Origin of the sequence: Roseivirga thermotolerans (assembly GCF_014653175.1) — a bacterium.
Classification (GTDB): Bacteria; Bacteroidota; Bacteroidia; order Cytophagales; family Cyclobacteriaceae; genus Roseivirga; species Roseivirga thermotolerans.
Genome location: NZ_BNAG01000004.1, coordinates 317,735 through 340,542, shown reverse-complemented (window position 1 = coordinate 340,542; position 22,808 = coordinate 317,735). Strand labels below are relative to the sequence as shown.

Here is a 22,808-nt window from a genome sequence, read left to right as displayed (position 1 = left end):
CTATCGAACTACCAATCGCTTAGTCATTTGTCGGTTTTTGCTGGCAATTCTGAGCACGTAAGTACCGCTGGCCATTTGCGGAAGATCTAACTCTTCTATAGACTCGCTTGCCACCGTATACTCCCAAACCACCTGACCCCACAAATTAATTAATAGCAATTGTGCTCCGGGCTCTAAAGTAGCTCCCTCCTCCACCAACAGCTTCACATGGCTTCCCGATGGTGCAGGGTTTGGATATACTTTAACAGACATGGGTTGGCCTTCATGGTTAACCACATCTACCCCTACCACTTCCGAATAATCAGAAGCTCCATTAAAATCTACCTGTTTAAGGCGATAAAAGACATGGCCGAAGCCGGGGCTTTGATCAGTAAACTGATAATGAACCGGTGTGCCAGAGCTGCCCTGCCCATCTACGGTGCCAATGGCTTTAAAATCGTAACCTGTTTTGGAGCGTTGAATCTCAAAATAACTATTGTCTACCTCGCTCGAGGTAGTCCAGTATAGTTTTACCTGTCGGTTGACTGCTTTTGCTTTGAATTCGACCAACTCTACCGGCAGTCTTTGCATGTTGTTATCCATGGCATAAAGTACTCCCCAGTTATCTCCATTGTTGATGGTGGCTGTATTATTTACTGCATTCACCGTACCTTTTTGGGCCCAGTCCATAAATGAAGACCCTATTGGCTGCCTATACAAAGTAGCCACCAGATTAGATTCCGTACCCACCACATCGCCATCAATATAGGTATAGCTGGCACTAAAGTTAGGAGCGGTCATGTCATTGCCTGTCAAAGTCCAGTATCTGGATATATAGTCAGCCGCAGCCGTACCGTCATCATCCCCCCCCTGAGCGGTGTTGCTTGTACTTCGATTGGGGTGAGCCGCATCGGTTACGCTAAACTCTACATATGGATTGGCTCCAAGTGTGGCCGAATGCACCACAAAAGAGCCAATGGGCGAATAGTTGTTATTGTCTCCAATAGGTAGACTCAGGTCATCTCCAAAACCACTATAGTATTTTCTGACCACTCCCGATCCATTTTGCCGAATCCAGTTGCTGCTGCTTCCTCCGGTTATGGAAGCTCCTGTGGCCAGTTCCAGATCGAAATTTCCCAACACAGGGTCTCCTTCCGTAATGGTCAACACACCATTCACCCGAACATCAGCCACTAAGTTGAGGCGTTGATAGTCTCCCGTACCCAGGTTTACCACCACATTGTAGTAATCATTGGCGGTGCTGGTGGTAGTTCGCCATTGCTGACTATGGGTGGTGCCTGCCCAAACTACGGTATTGCCTGTTGCGGAAGCAGTAAAGTTGGTAATCGTAAAATTAGAACCCGAACTATTGTTTCCTGAATAGGTAAATGTTGCTCCCGTTCCATTGATAAAGCTGCCGGAACCTGTAAGGGTATTGCTCACTGTTAGCTGGCCTGTATTGGTATAACTAGCCGGACTGTTAATCACTATGTCGCGTATGGTAAGCGGGTTACTGCCCCCAATGGTGCCTGAGCTACTGGTGAGGGTATACACGCTACTTCCGTAACCGGGATCTCCTGTAAAGGTGCCGTTGTTGGTAATATTTCCACTGATTGTAATATTCAGCGGTTGAGTCACATTCCAGTTACCTCCAGAATTAACCAACACAGAACCAACAGACTTTGTACCGGTAGAGCTGTTAAAGGTCATTGTACCATCCAGCACCGCAGCTCCCGTCATGGCCAGGTTTACGGAATTAATAAAAAGCTCTCTACCGGAAGCCACGTATAATGAATTGCCCGAAAGCGATCCTCCTGTAAAATTAGCTGCTCCGGCATTGAGATTAAACGCCCCTCCAACAGAAATAGCCGCTCCATTGGCTGTGACATTCGCACCAGAGCCCACATTAAAATCGCCAGTAGTTGTCCAGGTACCTTGCGAAAGCGTGAGAGACACATTTTGCAAACTTACCGACCCGGCATCGATGGTAGATGATGCTCCGTTGAGAAAGAAGTCTCCTCCCGTTACGGTTATGGCTCCTGTTACATTCACATCGCCATTGTTATGGTCATACTCTCCGGCCGAAAGATTCATATTACCTCCAATATTCACCACAGCCGAAGCATTATCGGGAGTAAGTTCTCCCCCACTTATATTCACATTATTACCAATATTGAGAGTTACGGCATTGACTTGTAAAATACCACTTTGAATAGTTAGGTCATTACCCACCGTAAGGCTGCTACCAAAGCTCAGGTTGCCACTCGACTTGTTCAATACCAGATTGTAATAGTTACCTGAAAATGCCGTAGGGTTGCCATAGCCCGTATAGGTGATGGTATTTCCAGTAGCCGCTGCATTAAAGGTTGTTACGGCAAAAGGCCCACCATTTTGCAACTCCAGCTGGGCGCCAGCACCATTTGTAAAAGCACCCGTTCCGGCCATGCCGTCTCTAATCTGTAGATTACCGGTATTGGTATAATTGGATGGACTGTTGAAATTGGCTTGAAAAAGACTAATAAGCCCGGAACCGCTAATACTTCCCGAAGCAGAATTGAAGTTAAATTGTGTGCCGTAGGCCGTATTGGTAAATGTACCATTATTCACCAGGTTTCCGGCAAAATTATATGTACCGCTTGAGGCATTCATGGTCATAGAGCCTCCACTGTTGTTTTGTACATTGCCCGAAAAATTAAAAGTATTGGATGAGCCGTTGAAGGTGGCTGTACCACCATTATTCACAGTCAAATTCCCGCCAATAGTCCATGTAGAGCCGCTACCGGCATTTAAGAAACTACCGGCAGAGTTTACGGTTACTGCTCCAAAGGTGCGTGTTCGGGAAGAACCTGAAACGGATATGGTTCCGTTCACTGAGGTGGCTCCTGCGGTTTGAAAAGTCAGTGCACCTATATTGAGTGTAGCCCCCGAATTTACTGTGAGAGACCCCAGATTATCGAATACATGATTGGTATTAAAACCCGACAGAGTAAAAGTGCCGGTTGCTGTTACAGAGCTATTAATAGTAAGGGTACGGTTGCCGCTATAGTTAATGGTGCCCGACTGTAAAATGAGCACATTGCAATCTTCATTGTTAGATATGGTAATGGTATGGCCCGATTGTATTGTCACCTGATCATCTCCATCCGGTCGACCATTGGCATCACTACCGCTTACCAGCGTCCAGGTATTTCTATCGCGCCATTGCCCAGACCCTGCAGAAACAAACACCCCTTGCGCCTGAGCCATATGGGCAAGCGCAATCAGAAGCAATAAACCGATTAAAGACTTCGACATTTAGGTGAAATAATACAAGCCGCTGACATGTACGAAAACCGCGCACTTTCAGATGGACTTATGACCAAATTTCTTTTGTTTTTTTAACGACAAAAAATTGTATTTGAAAAGTGTCGCTATAATTACCTGAACGGCAACAAACACCCTACCTGCATAGTTCGAAATTTACCTTATTTTTGGGCTGTATTGCCCTTTTTAGGACTTTCAACACCACAGAAAATTTGGAATAAAACCATATCGAATGAATCCATTACTGACAATATCAAATTCGCTAAATAATCCACCTGCATTTTCCAAAATCACCAATGATCATTTTAAACCTGCTTTTGAACAACTCATTGAAAAAGCAAAAGCAGAAATTGATAAAATCGGTGCATCAGAGGCGCAACCTACCTTTGAAAACACCATTGAAGCGCTGGAGTTTGCCGGTAAAGATCTGGATAGAGTAAGTGCCATATTCTTTAACCTGAACAGTGCTGAAACCAACGATGAAATGCAGGCGATTGCCCGAGAGGTATCACCCATGCTTACTGAGTTTTCAAATGACATATTGTTGAATGAACAGCTTTTTAAGCGTGTTAAAACTGTTTACGATCAACAAAACAGGGAAGACTTATCACCCGAAGCCCAAACTCTGCTCGATAAAACATACAAGAGCTTTACAAGAAACGGAGCTTTACTTTCCGATGAAAAGAAAGCCAGGCTTAGAAAAATTGATGTTGAACTAGCTCAGTTATCTCTGGAATTTGGGGAACACGTTTTGGCAGAAACCAATAAGTATGAATTGGTTCTTGAAAATGAAGCCGATTTGGCCGGTCTGCCCGACCAGATTAAAGAACAAGCTGCGGAAACCGCAGAAAATAAAGGCTATCCGGGTAAATGGGTGATTACCCTTGAATACCCCAGCTATGTGCCATTTATGACGTATTCGGCTCGAAGAGACCTGCGCGAAAAACTAGCGAAGGCTTTTGGCTCTAAGGCTTTTAAAGGCGATGATTTAGACAACCGGGAGATTGTAAAGCAAATTGTGAAGCTCAGAAATGAACGTGCAAAACTACTGGGCTATAAAACTCATGCTCATTTCGTATTGGAAGAGCGCATGGCTCAATCGCCAGACAAGGTGATGGATTTTTTAAGTGAATTGGAAAAATATGGTAAGCCCGGAGCTCGCAGAGATGTGGAAGAAGTGGCTGCGTTTGCTCAAAAGCTAGATGGCCTGGAGAAGTTAGAAAAATGGGACTTTGCCTACTATTCTGAAAAGCTCAAGAAAGAAAAATATAATGTAGATGATGAGCTTTTGAAGCCCTATTTTCAGTTAGAGCATGTGGTGGAAGGCGTTTTTAAAACTGCCGAAAAGCTTTTTGGAATTCGTTTTATCGAAAACCCATCGATAGACCGTTACCACAAAGACGTAACCGTTTATGAGGTAAAAGATGAAAACGACAATGATGTAGCTACTTTCTATGCCGACTTTTTTCCCAGAGCAGGTAAACGTGCCGGGGCATGGATGACCTCATATGCGGGACAGTATAAAGATGAATCAGGCAATCATCGTCCATTAGTTTCAATTGTGTGCAACTTCACTAAGCCAAGTAAAACCACCCCCTCCCTCCTTACCTTCAATGAAGTAACTACCTTGTTTCATGAATTTGGACATGCCCTGCACGGTATGTTGGCCAATGGCACTTACGAGAGCCTTTCCGGAACCAGTGTGTACTGGGACTTTGTGGAGCTACCTTCTCAACTCATGGAAAATTGGTGCTATGAAAAAGAATGTCTCGACCTGTTTGCACGCCATTACAAAACCGGTGAAAAAATTCCACAGGAGTATATTGAACGCATTAAGGAGAGTGCCAGCTTTATGGAAGGTTATCAAACCATGCGCCAGCTAAGCTTTGGTATGTTAGATATGGCCTGGCACGGTACAGAAAACCTCGAAGTAGAAAATGTGGCAGCCTTTGAAAGTGACATTATGAGTAAAACCGATGTTCTGGCACCCATTGAAGGCACCAATATGAGTTGCTCCTTCTCTCATATTTTTCAGGGAGGCTATTCGGCCGGATACTATAGCTACAAATGGGCCGAAGTGTTGGATGCAGACGCCTTTGAATACTTTAAGGAACATGGCATTTTCAACCGTAGTATTGCCGATAAGTTCAAAGAGCATGTGCTTTCGGCCGGTGGTTCTGAACACCCAATGAAGCTATACAAGCGCTTTAGAGGTCAGGAACCCGATGTGAAGGCACTATTGAGAAGAGCGGGATTACTTCAATAGAACTTGAAGCAACCACCTGCATACATATTGCCCATTATTGTATTGGCTCAATTTGCCGGCACTTCACTTTGGTTTGCCGGCAATGCCATTTTACCACAAATTCAGGAATCGTGGGGGCTTCCCCCCAATAGCATTGCTCTGGTTACTTCCAGTGTAATGTTAGGCTTCATTAGCGGCACACTACTGTTCGCACTAAGCTCTCTGGCCGATCGGTTCAGTGCCTCTAAGGTGTTTTTTATATGTGCCTTGCTGGGTGCAGCACTCAATGGTGCCGTACTGTTTACAGGACAGTCGTTCGAATTGCTCCTGTTGTTTCGTTTTCTTACAGGTATTACTCTGGCCGGGATATACCCGGTGGGGATGAAAATTGCCTCCGATTGGTTTGAAGGCCGATTGGGCAAGGCCTTAGGTTATTTGGTCGGTGCTCTGGTCATGGGTTCTGCCTTTCCACACTTACTCAACCACCTGGGGGGAGGCTATGACTGGCAACCGGTAATGATTGGAACCTCCACCCTTGCCGTTTTTGGGGGAACGCTCATTTTCTTTTTTGTGGGCGATGGTCCCTCACGAGTCAAATCGAATGGATTTTCGATGAAACAGGCTCTTCATGTATTTAAAAAGAAAGAGTTTCGCCATGCTGCATTCGGCTACTTTGGCCATATGTGGGAGCTTTACACCTTCTGGGCATTCTTACCCCTGGTTCTTGGACATTACTCTGAGGCATTGCCCTCCAGTTTATGGACCTTTGTTGTGATGGCCATGGGTGCCATTGGTTGTGTAACAGGCGGGTACTGGTCAGTGAAAAAAGGAAGTGCCCGGGTAGCCTATGCTTTTCTTATGACCTCCGGGGCCCTTTGCCTCATCTCTCCATTATTATTCTCTCTGCCTCAATGGCTTTACTTAATCGCCCTTTGTCTATGGGGCTATGCCGTTATTGGCGATTCGGCACAATTCTCCGCTCTCAATGCCCAAAAAGCCCCCACAGAACTTAAGGGTACTGCGCTTACTTTGGCCGTTTCTATCGGCTTTTTTCTTACCATTCCGAGTATTCAGATGCTGCAATTTCTGAGTACATTCCTACCCGTAGAATGGTTACTATTCACCTTATTCATTGGCCCTTTGTTTGGGCTCATATATACCCGCAGACTCTTTAAGACCCCTTAATATCCTTTAAATGTTTGAGTGGCAACATCCAGCCCCAAAGCCTTTAGCTCTCTGGCTGTCATTTCAATCACATTTACATCGAGCGGAATCGGCTCTAAAGGAGCATTGTTTTTATCCTTCTCCTCCTTAACGATGCGATCAACCAAATCCATTCCCTTAATCACTTGCCCATAGATCATATAATTACCGTCAAGTCGTGGCAGTCCCTCCTTATTCTGCACAATGTAAAACTGACAAGCCGCAGATAGTTTACCGGGGTTGTTATCTCTTCCTGCACCAAAAGCTCCGTAAATATGCTTATGCCCGGCTTCAAACTCCGGTTCCAACAGATGCACCGAGTAGGCAAAGCCTTCCGGAGTATCGGGGCAGCCACCCTGAGCTACAAAGTTTTCAATAACCCTATTGAAGGTATAATCATCGAAATATCCTTCGCGAGCCAGCTCTAAAAATGCCGCCTTATGCTTGGGTGTATCGTCATATAACCAAACCAGAATTTCACCAAATCGGGTGTTAATTTGAGCCACTTCGTATCGTTTAAGGGGTGCTGAACCCAGAAGTAAAGCGGCTATCAGGGCTACAAAATACTTTTTCATGACACCAATATAAGGCATAATCTTAAGGCATGCATTGGATTTGAGAAGGCTCCATTGTTTCTTTGAGCATGGAATTGGATGGAACAGCACCGGTAAAAATCGGTATTATCACGGTATCGGACCGAGCGAGCGAAGGAAAGTACGAAGACCTCTCAGGTCCGGCCATTATCGACACCCTCAATGACTACCTCATTACGCCCTGGGAACCCATTCACCAGATTATTCCTGATGAACAATACCTTATTGAAAGCACCCTTAAGCAAATGGCAGACAAAGAAAAATGCTGCCTTATTGTGACCACAGGAGGTACCGGGCCGGCTCCACGCGATGTTACACCTGAAGCAACCGAGACGGTTTGTGACAAAATGATGCCCGGCTTTGGCGAACTTATGCGTCAGGTAAGCCTTCAGTATGTGCCTACGGCCATTCTTTCGAGGCAAACAGCCGGGATCAGAGGCAGTAGCCTTATTATTAACCTGCCCGGCAAACCCAAGTCTATCCGCGAATGTCTGGATGCCGTATTTCCGGCCGTTCCATATTGCATAGACTTAATCAATGGCCCGTACCTGAAAACAAAAGAGGAAGTTATCAAGGTATTTCGACCAAAGGCCTAAGACATCCGTTCTTAGCCTTGGCAAAATCAATAAACATACTAAGGGGTACACTATTTAGGAGAGGGCACCCAAGTGGGCTCACCGTGATAAAAATTGCCCGAGGTGATTTTAACAAAACTTCCATCCACTAAATCGATGGTATAGATTTGATCTCCATCGCTTGCAGTGGTTCCGTGAAAAGCAATTTTTCGGCCACTGATGGACCAGGCAATTTCCTGTTCAGAATATACTGTATTGGTAATTCTTTCAAGTGCTCCATTGGCTGTGGTGTACAACCAAATATCCCACTGCAATTCTTCCGCATCTCCTGCTAAGCATAGGGCCAATTGCTTTCCATCAGGAGACCAGCTTGAATATTTTGCCATCAGCGGAAAAAAGCTTATCTGCTCTAACTCCATATTCTTCAAGTCCAGAATAAAGAGCTGATTAGTACCTGTTCGGTCAGAAATGAAAGCCATTTTTTCAACGTTAGGAGAAATACTAAAGCGTCCGTTGTAGCCCTCATGGTGAGTTAGTTGTTCTGGATTACTTCCGTCTATATCGGCCCTCCAAATATGAGTCGTCTCCCCTTCCGAAACAGTATAGAAGATAAAACGACCATCGGGCGACAACTGATAGTTATCTAGATCTGAAAAAGGAAGCGTATCAGTAGTTCCTGTCCTCAAATCCATAGACAATACGTTAAAGTTTCCCAGCGAATCGTTGGAGTAATAGATCAGTTTATTCAGCGCTGCATTCCATTTAGGACTTCGGTCATAACCTGGGCTGGAAGTAAGTCTTTCTTCCCACTGCCCAAACACATCAGCACTATACAAATCAGCATTCCCATCCGATATTTTAAGGTATACCAGCCTTTCTCCCATCTTTGGTGAGTTGCCACTACATGCGGCCAGTATCATTAATAGACAAAAGAACAAGGAGTGTTTCATAGTCGGCCAATCAGAAGTCTCTATTTCGGCTTAAATTGGTAAAATATGTGCTCATTAAAGAGACAAAACTTTCTTTCCTTTTTGTATGTTGCTACATGTATAACCGAATTTTATGAGCAATCCCATCATTAGAATAGAAGCCCTTCAATTTCCCTGGCAAACGCAAGACCCTTTTTTGTTTTGCGCCTATCACAACGATAAATATCCGCGAGGAAATGGGCACCTTGGGCCGTTTGGGGGAACCAGCGGCAGAAATATTGGATCCGATTTTAGTGGTAAAGACGGTTGGAGCATGTATCATGGAGAAAGCGTCCCTGGTTTTCCGGCCCACCCGCATGCCGGCTTTGAAACCATAACCATTGCCGAAAAAGGACTGGTAGATCATTCGGACTCTTTAGGAGCAGCCGGTAGGTTTGGCAATGGCGATGTGCAATGGATGACCGCAGGAGGAGGCGTTCAACATGCCGAAATGTTTCCGTTGCTCAAAGAAGATGCAGAAAATCACTTACTGCTCTTTCAGATTTGGCTTAACCTTCCGGCTAAAAGCAAAAAAGTACCGCCTTACTTTGGAATGCTTTGGAATGAAGACATTCCTATAGTGGAGTTTACCGACAGCCGTGGAGCATTGAGTCGCATTAAAGTAATATGTGGTGAATTAAACGAAGTGAAGCGTTATGCGCCTGCGCCAGATTCGTTTGCGGCCAACCCTGAAAACGATGTAGCCATTTGGTTGATTGATATGGCTCCAAATGCCCGTTTCACCCTGCCCGCCAGCCGCAAAGATACCAACCGCAGTATTTACTTGTATAACGGTGATTCGCTCGATGTAGAAGGTGCTGAGGTGCCGGCCATGCATACCGTAAAATTAAAAGCCGAACAACCCACTAACTTGCAGGCCTCAGCCAGCGGTGCAAAACTACTTTTACTTCAGGGCAAACCCATTGGTGAACCTGTGGCTAAGTATGGCCCTTTTGTGATGAATTCACATCAGGAAATTCAGAATGTCTTTGCTCAGTTTCAGCAGACTGAATTCGGTGGCTGGCCCTGGCCTTCTTATGCCCACACACATGCTCCCGATCGGGATAGGTTTGCCTTGCATGCCGATGGAAGGCTGGAAGAAAAAGGCTAAAGGCCTATTTAGGTAGATTTCTAATCTCACTGGCCTGAAGAGAGCGTCTGGAAAACTTTGTAAGCGTCACACTGAGCTTGCCTGCCTGTGGCAAAGGCAAGTTTCAGAGTGATTATAGCAATCAAAAAGCATTTGATTTCGGACCTGCCCGGCCCATATGAGCAAGCAATTATCATTGCTTACAAGAAGTAAGAGGGCATTTTAAAAGCGAGTTGGGTTACTTAAGCGGCATGGCCTAGCTTTGGCCTTTTGCCACCATTGGTGTCTTCACAAATGGCTCTTATTGAGATGGACGTAGCCCCCACCGGAACTCCTTCTAATCTATTAGTCGGCAACCAATCGGTAAAGTCCGCCCCCTTCTACTCCAACATACAAATAACCGTCATTGCCCATTTCCACATTCCTTACCCGGCCAATTCCTTTGGCTATTTTCTCCTCTGCCACCACCTCATCATCTTCTACTACTAAACGCACTAAATAATTGAACTTAAGAGAGCCAACAATGATATTACCATCCCACCCTTCATAATTCGATTGATGAACAATGGCCATTCCACAGGGAGCTATAGAGGGCACCCAGTAAGTAACCGGTTGTTCCATTCCGGGGCGAGTAGTTTCATCGGTAATTGGCGAGCCACCATAATTCACCCCATAGGTAATTACAGGCCAGCCATAGTTTGCCCCTTTCTTTATTAGGTTAAGTTCATCGCCACCCTGAGGGCCATGCTCATGAGACCAAATAGCTCCGGTTTCGGGGTGCATGGCCAACCCTTGCGGGTTGCGGTGTCCATAAGAATAAATGGCTTCCTTAGCTCCCTTATGCCCAATGAAAGGGTTATCTGCAGGAATTGAACCGTCATCGTTCAAGCGGTATATCTTTCCTCCATCTCGTGTAATGTCTTGAGGATTCCCATCCCTATTTCCTCTATCACCAATGGAGAAGTAGACATGATTATCGCGGTCGAAAGCAATTCGGCTGCCGAAATGCTGGCTGGCTCGTGTATTCGGACTTCCTTTGTAGAGTACCTCATGGTTTTCGAAGGCCGAACCGTTCCACTGAGCGCGGCTCAGCGCAGTCATGGCTCCATCTCCATCACCTTCATTGCTGGCATAGGTAAAGTATACCCATCGATTGTTCTCAAAATTGGGGTGCAACTCAATATCCAGCAAACCACCCTGCCCTCTCACTACACTAGAAGGCCCTCCGGCTACATTGTCATTGACAATCTCACCATTTTCGAGAAGCACAATCCTACCTTCCTTTTCAGTAATTAAAATCCGGCCATCGGGCAAAAAAGCCATTCCCCACGGGTTCTTAAGCTTATCGTTTACCAGCTCAGCTTTTACTCTTATTGGTTCAGTATCTTTTTCGGTGAGAGGTACATCGTTAGGCCCTGCCGTGCAGGCCAAAGCTGATAACCATACGGTGGTAAAAAGAAGTGATTTTATTCTCATGGTTTTATTTAAGGTATACACAATAAACGCAATGAGGCCTAAAAATGGTTTTAAAAAAACTGTAAATGGCATGATGGATAATTTTAAGCAAGTATGCCTTGCTGCACTAACAATACCAAAGCTCCATTCATACCATTATTGACCACTCAACTCAATTGATGTTTTAATAAAATGATAAAGCCTATATTATTGATGGCCAAATACAAACAAACTATGAAGAAACTCTACCTATCTATGCTGCTTGTGCTGCTAAGCTTCTGTGCTGTAGCCCAACAGCACAAAGCCAACTTTAAGGCGGCTGAGAAGTTTAAGTCGACCAACATCCGGAACATGCTTAAAAGCACCCGGGTAAGCCCGCAGTGGTTTAAGGACAGCGATAAGTTTTGGTATACCTACACAACCACCAATGGAAAAAACTTTTATGTGGTTGATCCGGCCAAAAAGACCAAAACGCTCATGTTCAACAACAAAGACTTTGCTGCACAGCTGAGTGAATTGACCCGTAAGCCATGGAACTACCTGGACCTTGATCTGAAAGGGCTTGAACTGGAAGATGATAACCGAACGCTGACCTTTATGGTAGATAGCATCGACTATCATTTCGATCTTAACACCAAGCTCATCACCAAAGGAGATTCAACCGAAAAAGCTCCTAAGCGTAATAACTGGGCTACCTACTCTCCTGATAGTACCTGGATTTCTTTTGCGAAGAATCATAACCTCTATCTTATGAAAGCCGATGATCCTGATTCGGTTGAAATTCAGCTTACCGAAGATGGCGAGCGTTGGTTTAGCTATGCCTGGGATCAGGGTGATACCGCCAAAGACAAAAAGAGTCGTGCAAGAGCCCGGTGGTTCGAAGATGAAAGTAAGATGTTTGTGAACCGATCTGACTCCCGCAAGGTAGGTGAGCTATTTGTAATTGACGAACTAAAGAACCCAAGACCGGAAATTGAGATCTATAAATATGCCATGCCGGGAGAGCAAGAAGTGCCTCAGGAGCAGTTAGAGCTCTTTGATGTGGCCACACGTACCCGAACCATTCTGGACATTGACAAATACACCGACCAAACTATAAGTGCTTACCTGCCGGGTAAAACCTCCGACAAGATGTTCTTTACCCGAATGAACAGAACCTCTGATACGCTGGACGTATGTCGCGTAAATACGGCTACGGGAGAGGTAACTACACTTTTTACCGATGTAAACCACCCTTATTTTAACTGGAGCTATCAGCAATTGGCTATACTCAACGAGGGTCAAGAACTCATCTGGTGGTCTGAGCGCAACGGTTGGGGACAATTGTATCTGTACGATGGCAACACCGGAGCCCTTAAAAACAAAATCACTAACAGCGGATACTTTGTGACCGGCCGAATACAACAAATAGACACGGTGGGTAGAAAGGTATACTTTGAAGCGCGAGGTCGTGAGCCGGGAGTTGACCCATACTATGCCCTAATGTATAAGGCTAATTTGGATGGAACTGGCTTTAAAGCATTGAGCACTGAACCGGCCAATCATTTTATGAGCATGAGCGAGTCGAGCAAGTACTATGTAGATAACTTTTCGGCTGTAGACATGGTACCTCAGTCATATTTAAAAGACAACGAAGGCAACATAATAATGAAGCTGGAAGAGGCTGACATGACTCTGCTTAATCAGGCAGGCTTTAAAATGCCGGAACGCTTTAAGGTAAAAGCAGACGATGGCATTACCGATCTGTATGGCGTAATGTACAAGCCCTTCGATTTCGATTCAACTCGTAAATACCCCATCATATCTTACGTATATCCGGGACCACAAACGGAGTCGTTCGGCAACGACTTTAGTATTACAGGCGGCTACAACACCGCACTGGCTCAGCTAGGTTTCATTGTAGTTTCTATGGGCCACCGTGGCGGTAGCCCCATGAGAGATAAGTATTACCATACTTATGGCTATCAGGACTTGCGTGACTACGCCCTCAAAGATGACAAGCGATCGCTTGAGCAACTGGCGGAACGTCATTCATTCATAGATCTGGATCATGTAGGTATTTTTGGGCACTCCGGTGGTGGTTTTATGTCTACAGCCGCTTTGCTCACTTACCCCGATTTCTATGATGCCGCAGCTTCTTCGGCCGGTAATCATGACAACAACATTTATAACAAATGGTGGAGCGAAACGCACAATGGTGTAAAGCGTGTGGACAAGAAAAAGAAAGACAAGGATGGCAACGAAACTACGCAAACCACATGGAATGCCAAGATTGAAACCAACCAGTCATTGGCCAAAAACCTGAAAGGTCACTTGTTGCTAACCCATGGTACGCGCGACAATAACGTGCATCCGGGCAACTCTTTGCGCGTAGCCGATGAGCTGATGAAAGCCGGCAAACGCTTCGATTATATGCCTATTCCGGGTTCGCGCCATGGTTATGGTAGCAAAAGAGACTACTACGAATACATGATGTGGTATTTCTTTGCCGAACACCTTTTGGGCGACTACCGAAACAATGTAGACATAGACCTGCCCGATGATAACTAAGGGTTACTGAAGGAATAACCTAACAAAAAAGCCCGCTCTGACTTCAGAGCGGGCTTTTTCATGTCTTTATGATCAATTTATGGGGTTACTTATTTAGATCACATTTTGTTAGACCCAGTATACTAGCCATAAACTGTGTACTCACAGCGTCTTTTAACAACCATTTGCGAAAACATTAATGGTGGCAAAATATTACGACATGCGAGGCCTATAACTTCAATTACTTTGCTCTCCAGGCCACCTGCTTGGCCGTATTACCCACTGTAACAATGAGACGCGTTGGTCCGGGTACCAATACCAAACGTACCTCCTGATCGGGGAAGTCATCTACCTGAACCGGAACACCCTCTCCATACTCCACATCGTAGCTATATCGGCCCTGATTGTCTTTTTGGTTTCTGATATAGTTTTTGGCAAAGTAGGCAATTGGCAAAAGTACCTCGTTATCGGGGCAAAATTCATCGTGAACCAGTGCAATGGCCTCTTCCAAATCGGCACCAAACTCCTCTATAAAAGCATCTTCCAAGTCGTGCAGCTCCTCTTCCAGATCATCATAACGCTCATCGTTATAGTCCAACTCGTCTAATTCGTTGATTTTATCTGCAATCAATGCAAAGTCCCTGTTCAGTTTATCTACGTCCATGAATTATCGTTTGTGTGCAAAGCTGTTGAGTTCATTTTTAACTTCCAAACTCTCAATAGAAAAGCTGGGAAAAGGAGGCCACTAATCCGGTTTTTTATGAAGTGGAAAGCCCTACCCGAAACCCAAAGGATTACTTCTTGTCATATATTCACCGGCAATTCCTTTTTCCAATCCAAATGGACATCTATTTTTGAAGTGTATTCAGAGACTCATTTTTACAAGTAATAATAAACCACATGCATTTGAGTTTTTCACTTAACAACTCTGATGTGCACCACGCTTAAACTGAACGTATGATCACCGAACAAATACAAGCAAAAATAAATACCTGGCTCAATTCGGGCATTGATGAAGACAGCAAAGCATCGATAAGAGCCATGTCTGATACCGATCTGGCCGATGCGTTTTACAAAGACCTTGAATTTGGCACCGGAGGCCTGAGGGGTATAATGGGTGTAGGCTCCAACCGAATGAATAAATACACTGTTGGAATGGCCACTCAAGGCCTGGCCAATTACCTGAAAAAATGCTTTCCGAATGAAACGGTAAAGGTGGCCATTGCTCATGACAGCCGAAACAACAGCCGTTTTTTTGCCGAAACAACAGCCGCTGTTTTTTCGGCCAATGGCATTCACGTCTACCTGTTTGAGGAGTTGAGACCTACCCCGGAACTCTCCTATGCGATTAGAAAGCTTGGGTGCAAAAGTGGTGTGGTACTAACTGCTTCGCACAACCCCAAAGAATATAATGGTTATAAAGCCTATTGGGAAGATGGTGCTCAGGTAATATCCCCTCACGATAAAAACATCATCAAAGAAGTTCAGGCTATTTCCGGAGTAGAACAGGTAAAGTTTGAAAAAGATGATAGCAAGATTGAACTTATCGGACGGGCAGTTGATGAGGCCTACATCAATGAAATTTTGAACCTCACACTTAATGCTGAGGCAATTGAGCGACAGAATCAACTCAAAATAGTCTTCTCTCCTATTCACGGCACTGCCATCACCCTGGTGCCCGAAGTGTTAGAGCGCAAGGGCTTTAAAAACGTTACGGTGGTAGAAGAGCAGGCTACTCCCGATGGTAATTTCCCAACGGTGGTATATCCCAACCCGGAAGAACGAGAAGCCATGAGCATAGCCCTGGCCAAAGCCAAAGCTATAAATGCCGATCTGGTGATGGCCACCGACCCCGATGCCGACCGTGTGGGAATTGCGGCTAAAAACGAGAGCGGGGAGTTTGAGATTCTTAATGGAAATCAGGCCGCTACCCTACTCATCTACTACCTGCTTACTCAGTGGAAAAACAAGGGCAAGCTGGATGGCCGGCAAATGATTGTAAAAACCATTGTAACTACTGACCTTCTGGATAAGATGGCCACAGGCTTTGGGGTTGATTGCCCCAATACCTTAACGGGTTTCAAGTTTATAGCCGCTCTCATTAGAGAATTGGAAGGTAAAAAGGAGTTTATTGGTGGTGGAGAAGAAAGTTATGGCTACATGATCAGCGACTTTGTGCGCGACAAGGATGCCATTGCTTCATGTGCCATGCTAGCCGAAATGTGTGCCTGGGCCAAAGACCAGGGGCTCTCCGTTTTCGACCTGCTGGCCAAAATCTATCGGGAATATGGATTTTATCTGGAAGACCTCATTTCCATTACTAAAAAAGGCATGAAGGGAGCAGAAGAAATTCAGCAAATGATGGCCGATTTCCGGGCCAACCCTCCCGCAACACTGGCGGGTCAGCAGGTGGTCAGAAGCATTGACTATCAGGCTTCAATAAGCAAAGATCTGCTAACTGGCAATGAGACGACAATTGATTTACCAAAATCTAATGTACTTCAGTTTTTGCTTCAGGATGGCTCCAAAGTATCGGCCCGGCCATCAGGCACAGAGCCAAAAATAAAATTTTATATAAGTGTAAACGCGCCTTTAGCCAACAGCGAAGCCTACCAACAGGTAAAAGAGAGCCTAAAGGCCAAAATAGAGCATATAAAAGCTGATTTAAAACTATGAGTGCTATAATAGAACCATTAATAGAGCTTTATCAAAGGGAGTTAGATACGCTCCTGAAAGAAGTAAAATCATATAAAAAGGAGGAAAACTTGTGGCTGACTGGAGGCGACATTGCCAACAGTGGCGGTAATTTGGCCCTGCACCTTTGCGGCAATCTCAGGCATTTTATTGGGGCCATTTTGGGTGGTAGTGGCTACATTAGGCAGCGTGACGATGAGTTTAATCTCAAAGATGTAAAGCGATCGGAGATCATAGATCAGATTAAACAAACCCGAAAAATTGTAACCGAAACCCTTGAAAACATACAAGAAACTCAGCTTTCTGAGGTTTATCCTGTCAATGTTTTCAACAAGGAAATGAGCACCCTCAGCTTTATTTATCACCTCTATGGTCACCTTAACTACCACTTGGGTCAGCTCAATTATCATCGCAGGCTCTTTGATAAGTAATCGTTCATGTTCGAAAAAAACGTATCGCTAAAGTCGTACAACACCTTTGGTATTGAAGCCAAAGCGTCCCATTTCTTCACCTTTCGGTCGGTTGACCAATTGCAGCAGGCGCTTGAGCAAAGCGCAGGCATGCCCCTTCTCGTATTGGGCGGAGGAAGCAATGTGTTGCTAACGCGCGATTTTGAGGGACTGGTTTTAAAAAACGGGTTAATGGGTGTAGAACTCATTGAAGAAACAGAGGAGCACTACTATATAAAAGTTCAGGCTGGTGAAAACTGGCATCAGTTTGTACTAAAAGCCATTGAAAATGGTTGGGGAGGTATTGAAAACCTTTCGCTTATTCCGGGTACTGTGGGGGCAGCTCCCATGCAAAATATTGGTGCATACGGTGTAGAAATAGAGCAGGTATTCGATCATTTAGAAGCCCTGGAGATTGCCAGTGGCCAACTGAGGCGATTTAACCATGCCGAATGTGCTTTCGGCTATCGCGAAAGTGTCTTTAAAAAGGAACTTAAAGGCCGTTTCATTATCTGTTCGGTTACTTTCAAACTCACCAAAGCCCATGAGTTCAACACTTCCTATGGAGCCATACAGCAAACCCTTGATGAAATGGGGGTAACGCAGTTGAGCATAAAGGCTATTTCAGATGCTGTTATCAAAATAAGGCAAAGCAAACTCCCCGACCCCGCACAAATTGGTAATGCAGGCAGTTTCTTCAAAAATCCTTCAGTAGATAAAATTGATTATGAGGGTTTAAAGGCGGAGTTCACCAATGTACCGGGCTACAATCAGCCGGATGGTAAAGTGAAAATCCCTGCAGCCTGGCTCATTGAGCAAGCCGGATGGAAAGGAAAGACTTTTGGTAATATTGGGGTGCATAAGCTACAACCACTGGTTTTGGTAAACTATGGTGGAGGAAATGGAAATGCCATCAAAGAGTTGGCTTTTGATATTCAAGCTTCAGTAAGTCAAAAATTTGGTATAGAGTTGCACCCGGAGGTTAATATTATTTAGCATGCGCTTACATAAACTAAAAAAACCCTTCAATACACGTAGTACTGAAGGGTTTTTATGGAACTCAATGCTCCTTAGGGCATTCTAACCCAATCACTGGTATTCTAAAGCTCTCCGGCCTGTATTTTCTTGGCTATGGCCTGACACTCATCCAATACTCTCAGCAGATTTCCACTCCACAACTTGGCTATCTGCTCCTCGGTGTAGCCTCTTCTTACGAGTTCGAGCGTCACATTAAAGGTCTCTGAAGCATCGCTCCAACCTTCAATACCCCCTCCACCATCGAAATCGGAGCTTATGCCCACATGCTCAAGGCCTATCTTTTTCACCAAATAGTCGATATGATCTACAAAGTCGGCTACATCAACCGGTGGAGCCACTGCATTAACTTCTTTCTCAATGGTTTCTCCGTGCTTCTCTCTAAAGGCAGAGAGCTGCTCGTAATAGGATTCCCGATCTTCGGCCGACATTTCTCTCAGCTCACTTCTGGATTTGATCTCAAAGCCTTCTTCACCGGCAATTCGCTCCATCACTTCATTCATCTTTTCGCTGTGCAAGCGGTTCTTTTCGGCATTTACGTAGCTCTTAAACGCCACGGTCTGAATTACCCCACCATTCTCTTTCAGCATCATTAGTTGCTCATCGTCCATGTTTCGGCTCACGTCATTCAAAGCTCTGGCCGAAGAGTGCGAAGCAATTACCGGAGCTTTACTCAATCGCATGGCTTGCATATTGGCCTCTTTGCTAGGGTGAGACAGGTCGATCATTATGCCCCACTTGTTCATTTCGGCCACCACTTGTTTACCAAAATCGCTCAATCCATTATGCAACCAAACAGAGTCTCTTTCGCCCGTGTTAGAGTCGCTCAGCTGGCTATGACCATTGTGAGAGAGCGACATGTAACGCGCACCTCTATCGTAAAATTCCTTCACCCTGTCTATTTCCATTCCCAGCGGGTAGGCATTTTCCACTCCAATCATGGCTACTTTTTTCCCTGCGGCTACAATTCTGCGCACATCGTCAGAGGTGTAGGCCAGCTCAATTTTATCCGGAGCAATTTCTTCGCACAGTCTGTGAATAGCTTTGAATTTGTCATCGGCATTTTCATAAGCTCGGGCATATCCCTCCTCAGAAAGTTCTCCCTGTCCGGTATACACCACAAACCAGGCTACATCCAGCCCCCCTTCTTCCATTTTTGGCAGGTTCACCTGCGTGGAAAGACGCTGAGTGTAATTGGTTTCTTCTGTAAAGTTGGTGGTGTTGATGTCGTCATGCGTATCGAGCGTAATTACCCGGTCGTGAACACCTTTGGCATAATTAATTAGCTCTTCTTCTGTCATATTGCTCACATCAGTGGTTTCCTTTTCTTTGGGACCACACGACCAAAAAATGAGTGTAGCCGAAGCCAGGCTTAAAAATCGTTTTATCATGTTTGTTTTAAATTAGGTTGAATTCTCCCTTGAATCTAATCACTATTATGACTTTCTGAGAATACAATTCTTTCAATGGTCATAAAAAAGGAAAAGCAACTACCTCTGGTTGACAGAGATAGTTGCCTGAAAAGTGTATGTATGGGGCGTGTATTTAAACCCTTACCTGCCCTTGGCCATATACATAGTATTTGTTGGTAACCAACTGTTCGAGGCCTAATGGCCCCCGGTGGTGAAGCTTGTCGGTACTTATGGCCAGTTCGGCCCCCACACCCATCTGCCCACCATCTGTAAATCGGGTGGATGCATTATGGTAAACGGCTCCACTGTCTACCCTATCCATAAATTCTCTGGCTTTAGCCATATCGTTAGTCATAATGGCAGAAGAGTGGCCACCAGAGTACTTGTTGATTTTCTCTATGGCCTCTAATTCGTCACTCACAAGCGCTACGCATGCTTTGAGTGCCAAAAACTCTTCATACCATGTTTCTTCATTTTCTATTACTTGTTCATTGGGCAATACTTCTTTTACCTGCTCATCGACCAGCAAAGCCACTTCAAATTCGTGTAATGCCTTTTGCAGATGAACTAGCTTCTTCTCAAAATCAGGCAATCTCTTGTCAATCAATATTTTATCTAAAGCATTACAGGCCGATATCTTATCGGTTTTTGCATTGAGTATTACCTTAATGGATTGTTCCCAGTCGGCCGTATGGTCCACATAAATAAAGTTGTTGCCTCGCCCCGATACCAATACCGGGCAGGCCGCATGGTCTTTCACAAATTGAATCAACCGCTCGCCACCGCGAGGTACAATCAGATCTATGGGCTGAGTAGGATTCTTGAGAAAGGCCTGTGTTTCTTCTCTTTTCAGGTTGAGCAATTGAATATACTCGTCAGAAAGGCCATTGAGCCTAAGGGCTTTGTGCCATAGGTCTACCAACACTTTGTTGGTATGAATTGCCTCTTTACCTCCTTTAAGCAAAATTTTATTATTGGCTTTAAAAGCCAATACAGCCGCCTCTACCGTAACATCGGGTCTGGACTCATAGATGATCATAATGGTACCGAAGGGAGCCGTTTTATTGACTATTTTCAGTCCATTGTCGCGCTCTACTTCCGATAGTGTTTTACCCACCGGGTCTTCCTGCTCCCTCACCTCTTTTACGGCTTTTATCATTCCATCCACTTTATTATCATCGACCACCAGCCGATCATACATGGCTCTATCGTCCTTGTTAAAGGCCTTCAAGTCCAGCGAATTGGCCTGAATTATTTCAGCTCTGTGCCGGTCGAGCAATTCTATAACTGTATCTAAAACCTTATTCTTTATATCTGTATCTAATAAATTCATTGTCAATATTTTATGATGTAAACTTTGTACCTACCCGTTTGCCTTCCACAATATCCAGTATCACTCGTTCACGCTTTCCATTGGCTATGTAGGTGGTAATGTCTTTAGCGGCCGCACCTTGGGCAATTTTAAGTTTGGAGCCCATTCCTCCTCTACCTTCTGCCTCGCCCTTGCCACTTTCTCGTATGTAGTGGTCCAGGCGTTCATCGGCCTTTACCTCTCTAATTATTTTTGTGCCATCATCATCTGGGTGGCCATTGTAAAGGCCATGGGTATCGGTCAGAATAATGAGCATATCTGCGCCTATTAATTCTGCTACCAGACTGGCCAGTTCATCGTTGTCGGTAAACATGGAGTGCGAAACTGAGGTGGCATCGTCTTCATTGGCAATGGGTATTATACCCTCTGAAAGTAGCCCCTCGTAGCAGTTAATCATGTTTTCTCTCCATACTCCCGGGTTAAAATCTCGTTTGGTAGCCAACACCTGAGCGCATTTCATGCCGTAATCATGGAATGTTTCGTAGTACTGGCGCATCATGCGGGGCTGTCCTACCGATGAAAATACCTGTCTTCGGGTGGCCTTATCTTTTATATTGCAACTGCCCACTACCTCTTTTCCGGAAATCACCGAACCCGAAGAGATGAGTACGGAAAGAATATCCTGTTCATACAGCTCCGCAATTTGCTTCACTATTTGATGAATGATGGGTCTTACTAATCGGTTGTCTTTATTGGTGAGTACGTTAGTACCCACTTTAATTACTATTCTTTTCTTTTCTGATTTCTCCAAAACCTATTTTTCTACTTCTTCAAGTTGTTCTTTCTCTTCTTTAGTTTGTCCCAGCTCTACGGCCCGGTTAAAAGCAGCGTAAGCCGCATCATGAATCAGCTCTTTTACATTGTTATCTTCTAAAGAAGCCAGAGCAGCCTGGGTAGTTCCTCCCTTAGAGGCCACTCGTTTCATCCAACCGTTGGGCGATAGTTTGTTTTTGTTAAAGAGCTCAATGGCTCCTTCAAAGGTGGTGCTTACCAACACTTTTGCATCGTTATCAGAAAAGCCCATGCTCTTGGCTGCTTCCATCATGGATTCCATAAAATAGAATACATAGGCAGGACCGCTACCGGAAATACCCGTGGATGCATCAATAAACATCTGTGAATCGACCCTAACCGATTTTCCTGTGGAGTTGAGTAAGTCTTCGACCATCCAGAGTTCAATGCGTGAAATTTCGGGAGCCGCCAGGTATGAGGTCATGCCCTTTCCTACCTGAGCCGGAAGGTTAGGCATGGCTCTAACTACCTTATTAATGCCCAAACCTTTCTGAATGGTTTCTATGGTTACTCCGGCCATTATCGAAATGACCAACTGCTGATCGTTCATCATTTCCTTCATTTCGGCCATAAGCTCATCGTTGTGATAAGGCTTGACAGCCAAAAAAATGATATCACTCACAGGCAAACATTCTTCCAGGGTGTCATATACCTCAAAGTTTTCATTGGCCTTCTTTAAGGTTTCCCTCAATTCAATAGACTTATCGTAGACCATTAGATCTTCTTTTTTCAGGTAGCCCGACTTTCCAATAGCCGAGGCGTAAGTGAGGCCCATATTACCTGCCCCAATAACTAGTACTTTCATAATTTATTTGTGATTAAAAATGAATGATGGTTTGACAAATGAATTGACAATAGCTTTCAGCCCGAACATGAAAATGCCGGGATCAGAGAAAGTATTTCAAAGCATCTTAACTTCTAAAGGAGCATTTGGCCAGAAACAGGCCTGTAGGATGAGACTCGATACTATCTTTTGGATGTATTCTATTCTCTGCGTAGCTCATAACACTAATAAAACACAAAGAGGGCGGCATAGTTCAGATTTTTTTCAAAAACCCTGAAAACGATTGAATATCAAAGTCTAAGAAATGGAGCCAGCCCTTTCAAAGAACCC

At 44.8% G+C, this 22,808-nt stretch carries 17 protein-coding genes; 8 read left to right on the top strand and 9 right to left on the bottom strand.

Annotated features, from left to right (window positions below; genetic code table 11):
- The gene (locus IE164_RS15200; RefSeq protein WP_189631104.1) at positions 1-3,273 is read right to left on the bottom strand and encodes a T9SS type A sorting domain-containing protein; all 3,273 of its coding nucleotides are present in this window, start codon (positions 3,271-3,273) and stop codon (positions 1-3) included.
- A 241-nt stretch (positions 3,274-3,514) separates the two neighbouring features.
- On the opposite strand from IE164_RS15200, the gene IE164_RS15195 reads away from it, so the two are divergent.
- Together IE164_RS15195 and IE164_RS15190 are read left to right on the top strand one after the other, a co-directional pair.
- The gene (locus IE164_RS15195) at positions 3,515-5,548 is read left to right on the top strand and encodes a M3 family metallopeptidase (RefSeq protein ID WP_189631103.1); all 2,034 of its coding nucleotides are present in this window, start codon (positions 3,515-3,517) and stop codon (positions 5,546-5,548) included.
- 3 nt (positions 5,549-5,551) lie between these two features.
- Positions 5,552-6,712 carry an MFS transporter gene (locus tag IE164_RS15190; protein WP_189631102.1) on the top strand — a complete coding sequence of 387 codons (1,161 nt, stop codon included), beginning with the start codon at positions 5,552-5,554 and terminating at the stop codon, positions 6,710-6,712.
- On the opposite strand, the gene IE164_RS15185 is transcribed toward IE164_RS15190, so the two are convergent.
- Positions 6,709-7,305: a peptidylprolyl isomerase gene (locus tag IE164_RS15185; protein ID WP_229838718.1), complete on the bottom strand. Its 597-nt coding sequence runs from the start codon at positions 7,303-7,305 to the stop codon at positions 6,709-6,711. The two genes, IE164_RS15190 and IE164_RS15185, sit on opposite strands and share 4 nt — an antisense overlap.
- Before the next feature lie 68 nt (positions 7,306-7,373).
- On the opposite strand from IE164_RS15185, the gene mog reads away from it, so the two are divergent.
- Positions 7,374-7,919 carry a molybdopterin adenylyltransferase gene (gene mog, locus IE164_RS15180; protein ID WP_189631100.1) on the top strand — a complete coding sequence of 182 codons (546 nt, stop codon included), beginning with the start codon at positions 7,374-7,376 and terminating at the stop codon, positions 7,917-7,919.
- Positions 7,920-7,969: 50 nt separating this feature from the next.
- On the opposite strand, the gene IE164_RS15175 is transcribed toward mog, so the two are convergent.
- Positions 7,970-8,782, bottom strand: coding sequence for a TolB family protein (locus IE164_RS15175; protein ID WP_189631099.1), 813 nt, complete (start codon positions 8,780-8,782; stop codon positions 7,970-7,972).
- A gap of 178 nt (positions 8,783-8,960) precedes the next feature.
- On the opposite strand from IE164_RS15175, the gene IE164_RS15170 reads away from it, so the two are divergent.
- The gene (locus IE164_RS15170) at positions 8,961-9,977 is read left to right on the top strand and encodes a pirin family protein (protein WP_189631098.1); all 1,017 of its coding nucleotides are present in this window, start codon (positions 8,961-8,963) and stop codon (positions 9,975-9,977) included.
- Between the two features lie 324 nt (positions 9,978-10,301).
- On the opposite strand, the gene IE164_RS15165 is transcribed toward IE164_RS15170, so the two are convergent.
- Positions 10,302-11,504 (bottom strand): PQQ-dependent sugar dehydrogenase, encoded by a 1,203-nt coding sequence (locus IE164_RS15165; RefSeq protein ID WP_229838716.1) that lies wholly within the window; start codon positions 11,502-11,504, stop codon positions 10,302-10,304.
- Between the two features lie 141 nt (positions 11,505-11,645).
- On the opposite strand from IE164_RS15165, the gene IE164_RS15160 reads away from it, so the two are divergent.
- Entirely contained in the window at positions 11,646-13,961 is a 2,316-nt protein-coding gene (locus IE164_RS15160; protein ID WP_189631097.1) for a S9 family peptidase, read from the top strand.
- Positions 13,962-14,181: 220 nt separating this feature from the next.
- Here IE164_RS15160 and IE164_RS15155 read toward each other — a convergent pair whose 3' ends face one another.
- Positions 14,182-14,604, bottom strand: a complete 423-nt coding sequence (locus tag IE164_RS15155; RefSeq protein WP_189631096.1) for a hypothetical protein — start codon at positions 14,602-14,604, stop codon at positions 14,182-14,184.
- 293 nt (positions 14,605-14,897) lie between these two features.
- On the opposite strand from IE164_RS15155, the gene IE164_RS15150 reads away from it, so the two are divergent.
- The 3 genes from IE164_RS15150 to murB are packed head-to-tail and all read left to right on the top strand — an operon-like array spanning position 14,898 to position 18,079.
- Positions 14,898-16,616 (top strand): phospho-sugar mutase, encoded by a 1,719-nt coding sequence (locus IE164_RS15150; protein WP_189631095.1) that lies wholly within the window; start codon positions 14,898-14,900, stop codon positions 16,614-16,616.
- Positions 16,613-17,065 (top strand): DinB family protein, encoded by a 453-nt coding sequence (locus IE164_RS15145; protein ID WP_189631094.1) that lies wholly within the window; start codon positions 16,613-16,615, stop codon positions 17,063-17,065. Before IE164_RS15150 ends, IE164_RS15145 begins: the two co-directional genes overlap by 4 nt.
- Positions 17,066-17,071: 6 nt before the next feature.
- The gene (gene murB, locus IE164_RS15140) at positions 17,072-18,079 is read left to right on the top strand and encodes a UDP-N-acetylmuramate dehydrogenase (protein ID WP_189631093.1); all 1,008 of its coding nucleotides are present in this window, start codon (positions 17,072-17,074) and stop codon (positions 18,077-18,079) included.
- A gap of 104 nt (positions 18,080-18,183) precedes the next feature.
- On the opposite strand, the gene IE164_RS15135 is transcribed toward murB, so the two are convergent.
- From IE164_RS15135 to proC, 4 genes are all read right to left on the bottom strand, one after another.
- On the bottom strand, positions 18,184-19,509 hold the full coding sequence (locus IE164_RS15135; RefSeq protein ID WP_189631092.1) for a dipeptidase: 1,326 nt from the start codon (positions 19,507-19,509) through the stop codon (positions 18,184-18,186).
- A 154-nt stretch (positions 19,510-19,663) separates the two neighbouring features.
- The gene (locus tag IE164_RS15130) at positions 19,664-20,863 is read right to left on the bottom strand and encodes a glutamate-5-semialdehyde dehydrogenase (RefSeq protein WP_189631091.1); all 1,200 of its coding nucleotides are present in this window, start codon (positions 20,861-20,863) and stop codon (positions 19,664-19,666) included.
- Positions 20,864-20,873: 10 nt separating this feature from the next.
- Positions 20,874-21,653: a glutamate 5-kinase gene (proB, locus tag IE164_RS15125; protein ID WP_189631090.1), complete on the bottom strand. Its 780-nt coding sequence runs from the start codon at positions 21,651-21,653 to the stop codon at positions 20,874-20,876.
- Between the two features lie 3 nt (positions 21,654-21,656).
- Positions 21,657-22,499 (bottom strand): pyrroline-5-carboxylate reductase, encoded by an 843-nt coding sequence (gene proC, locus IE164_RS15120; RefSeq protein ID WP_189631089.1) that lies wholly within the window; start codon positions 22,497-22,499, stop codon positions 21,657-21,659.
- Positions 22,500-22,808: the final 309 nt, after the last annotated feature.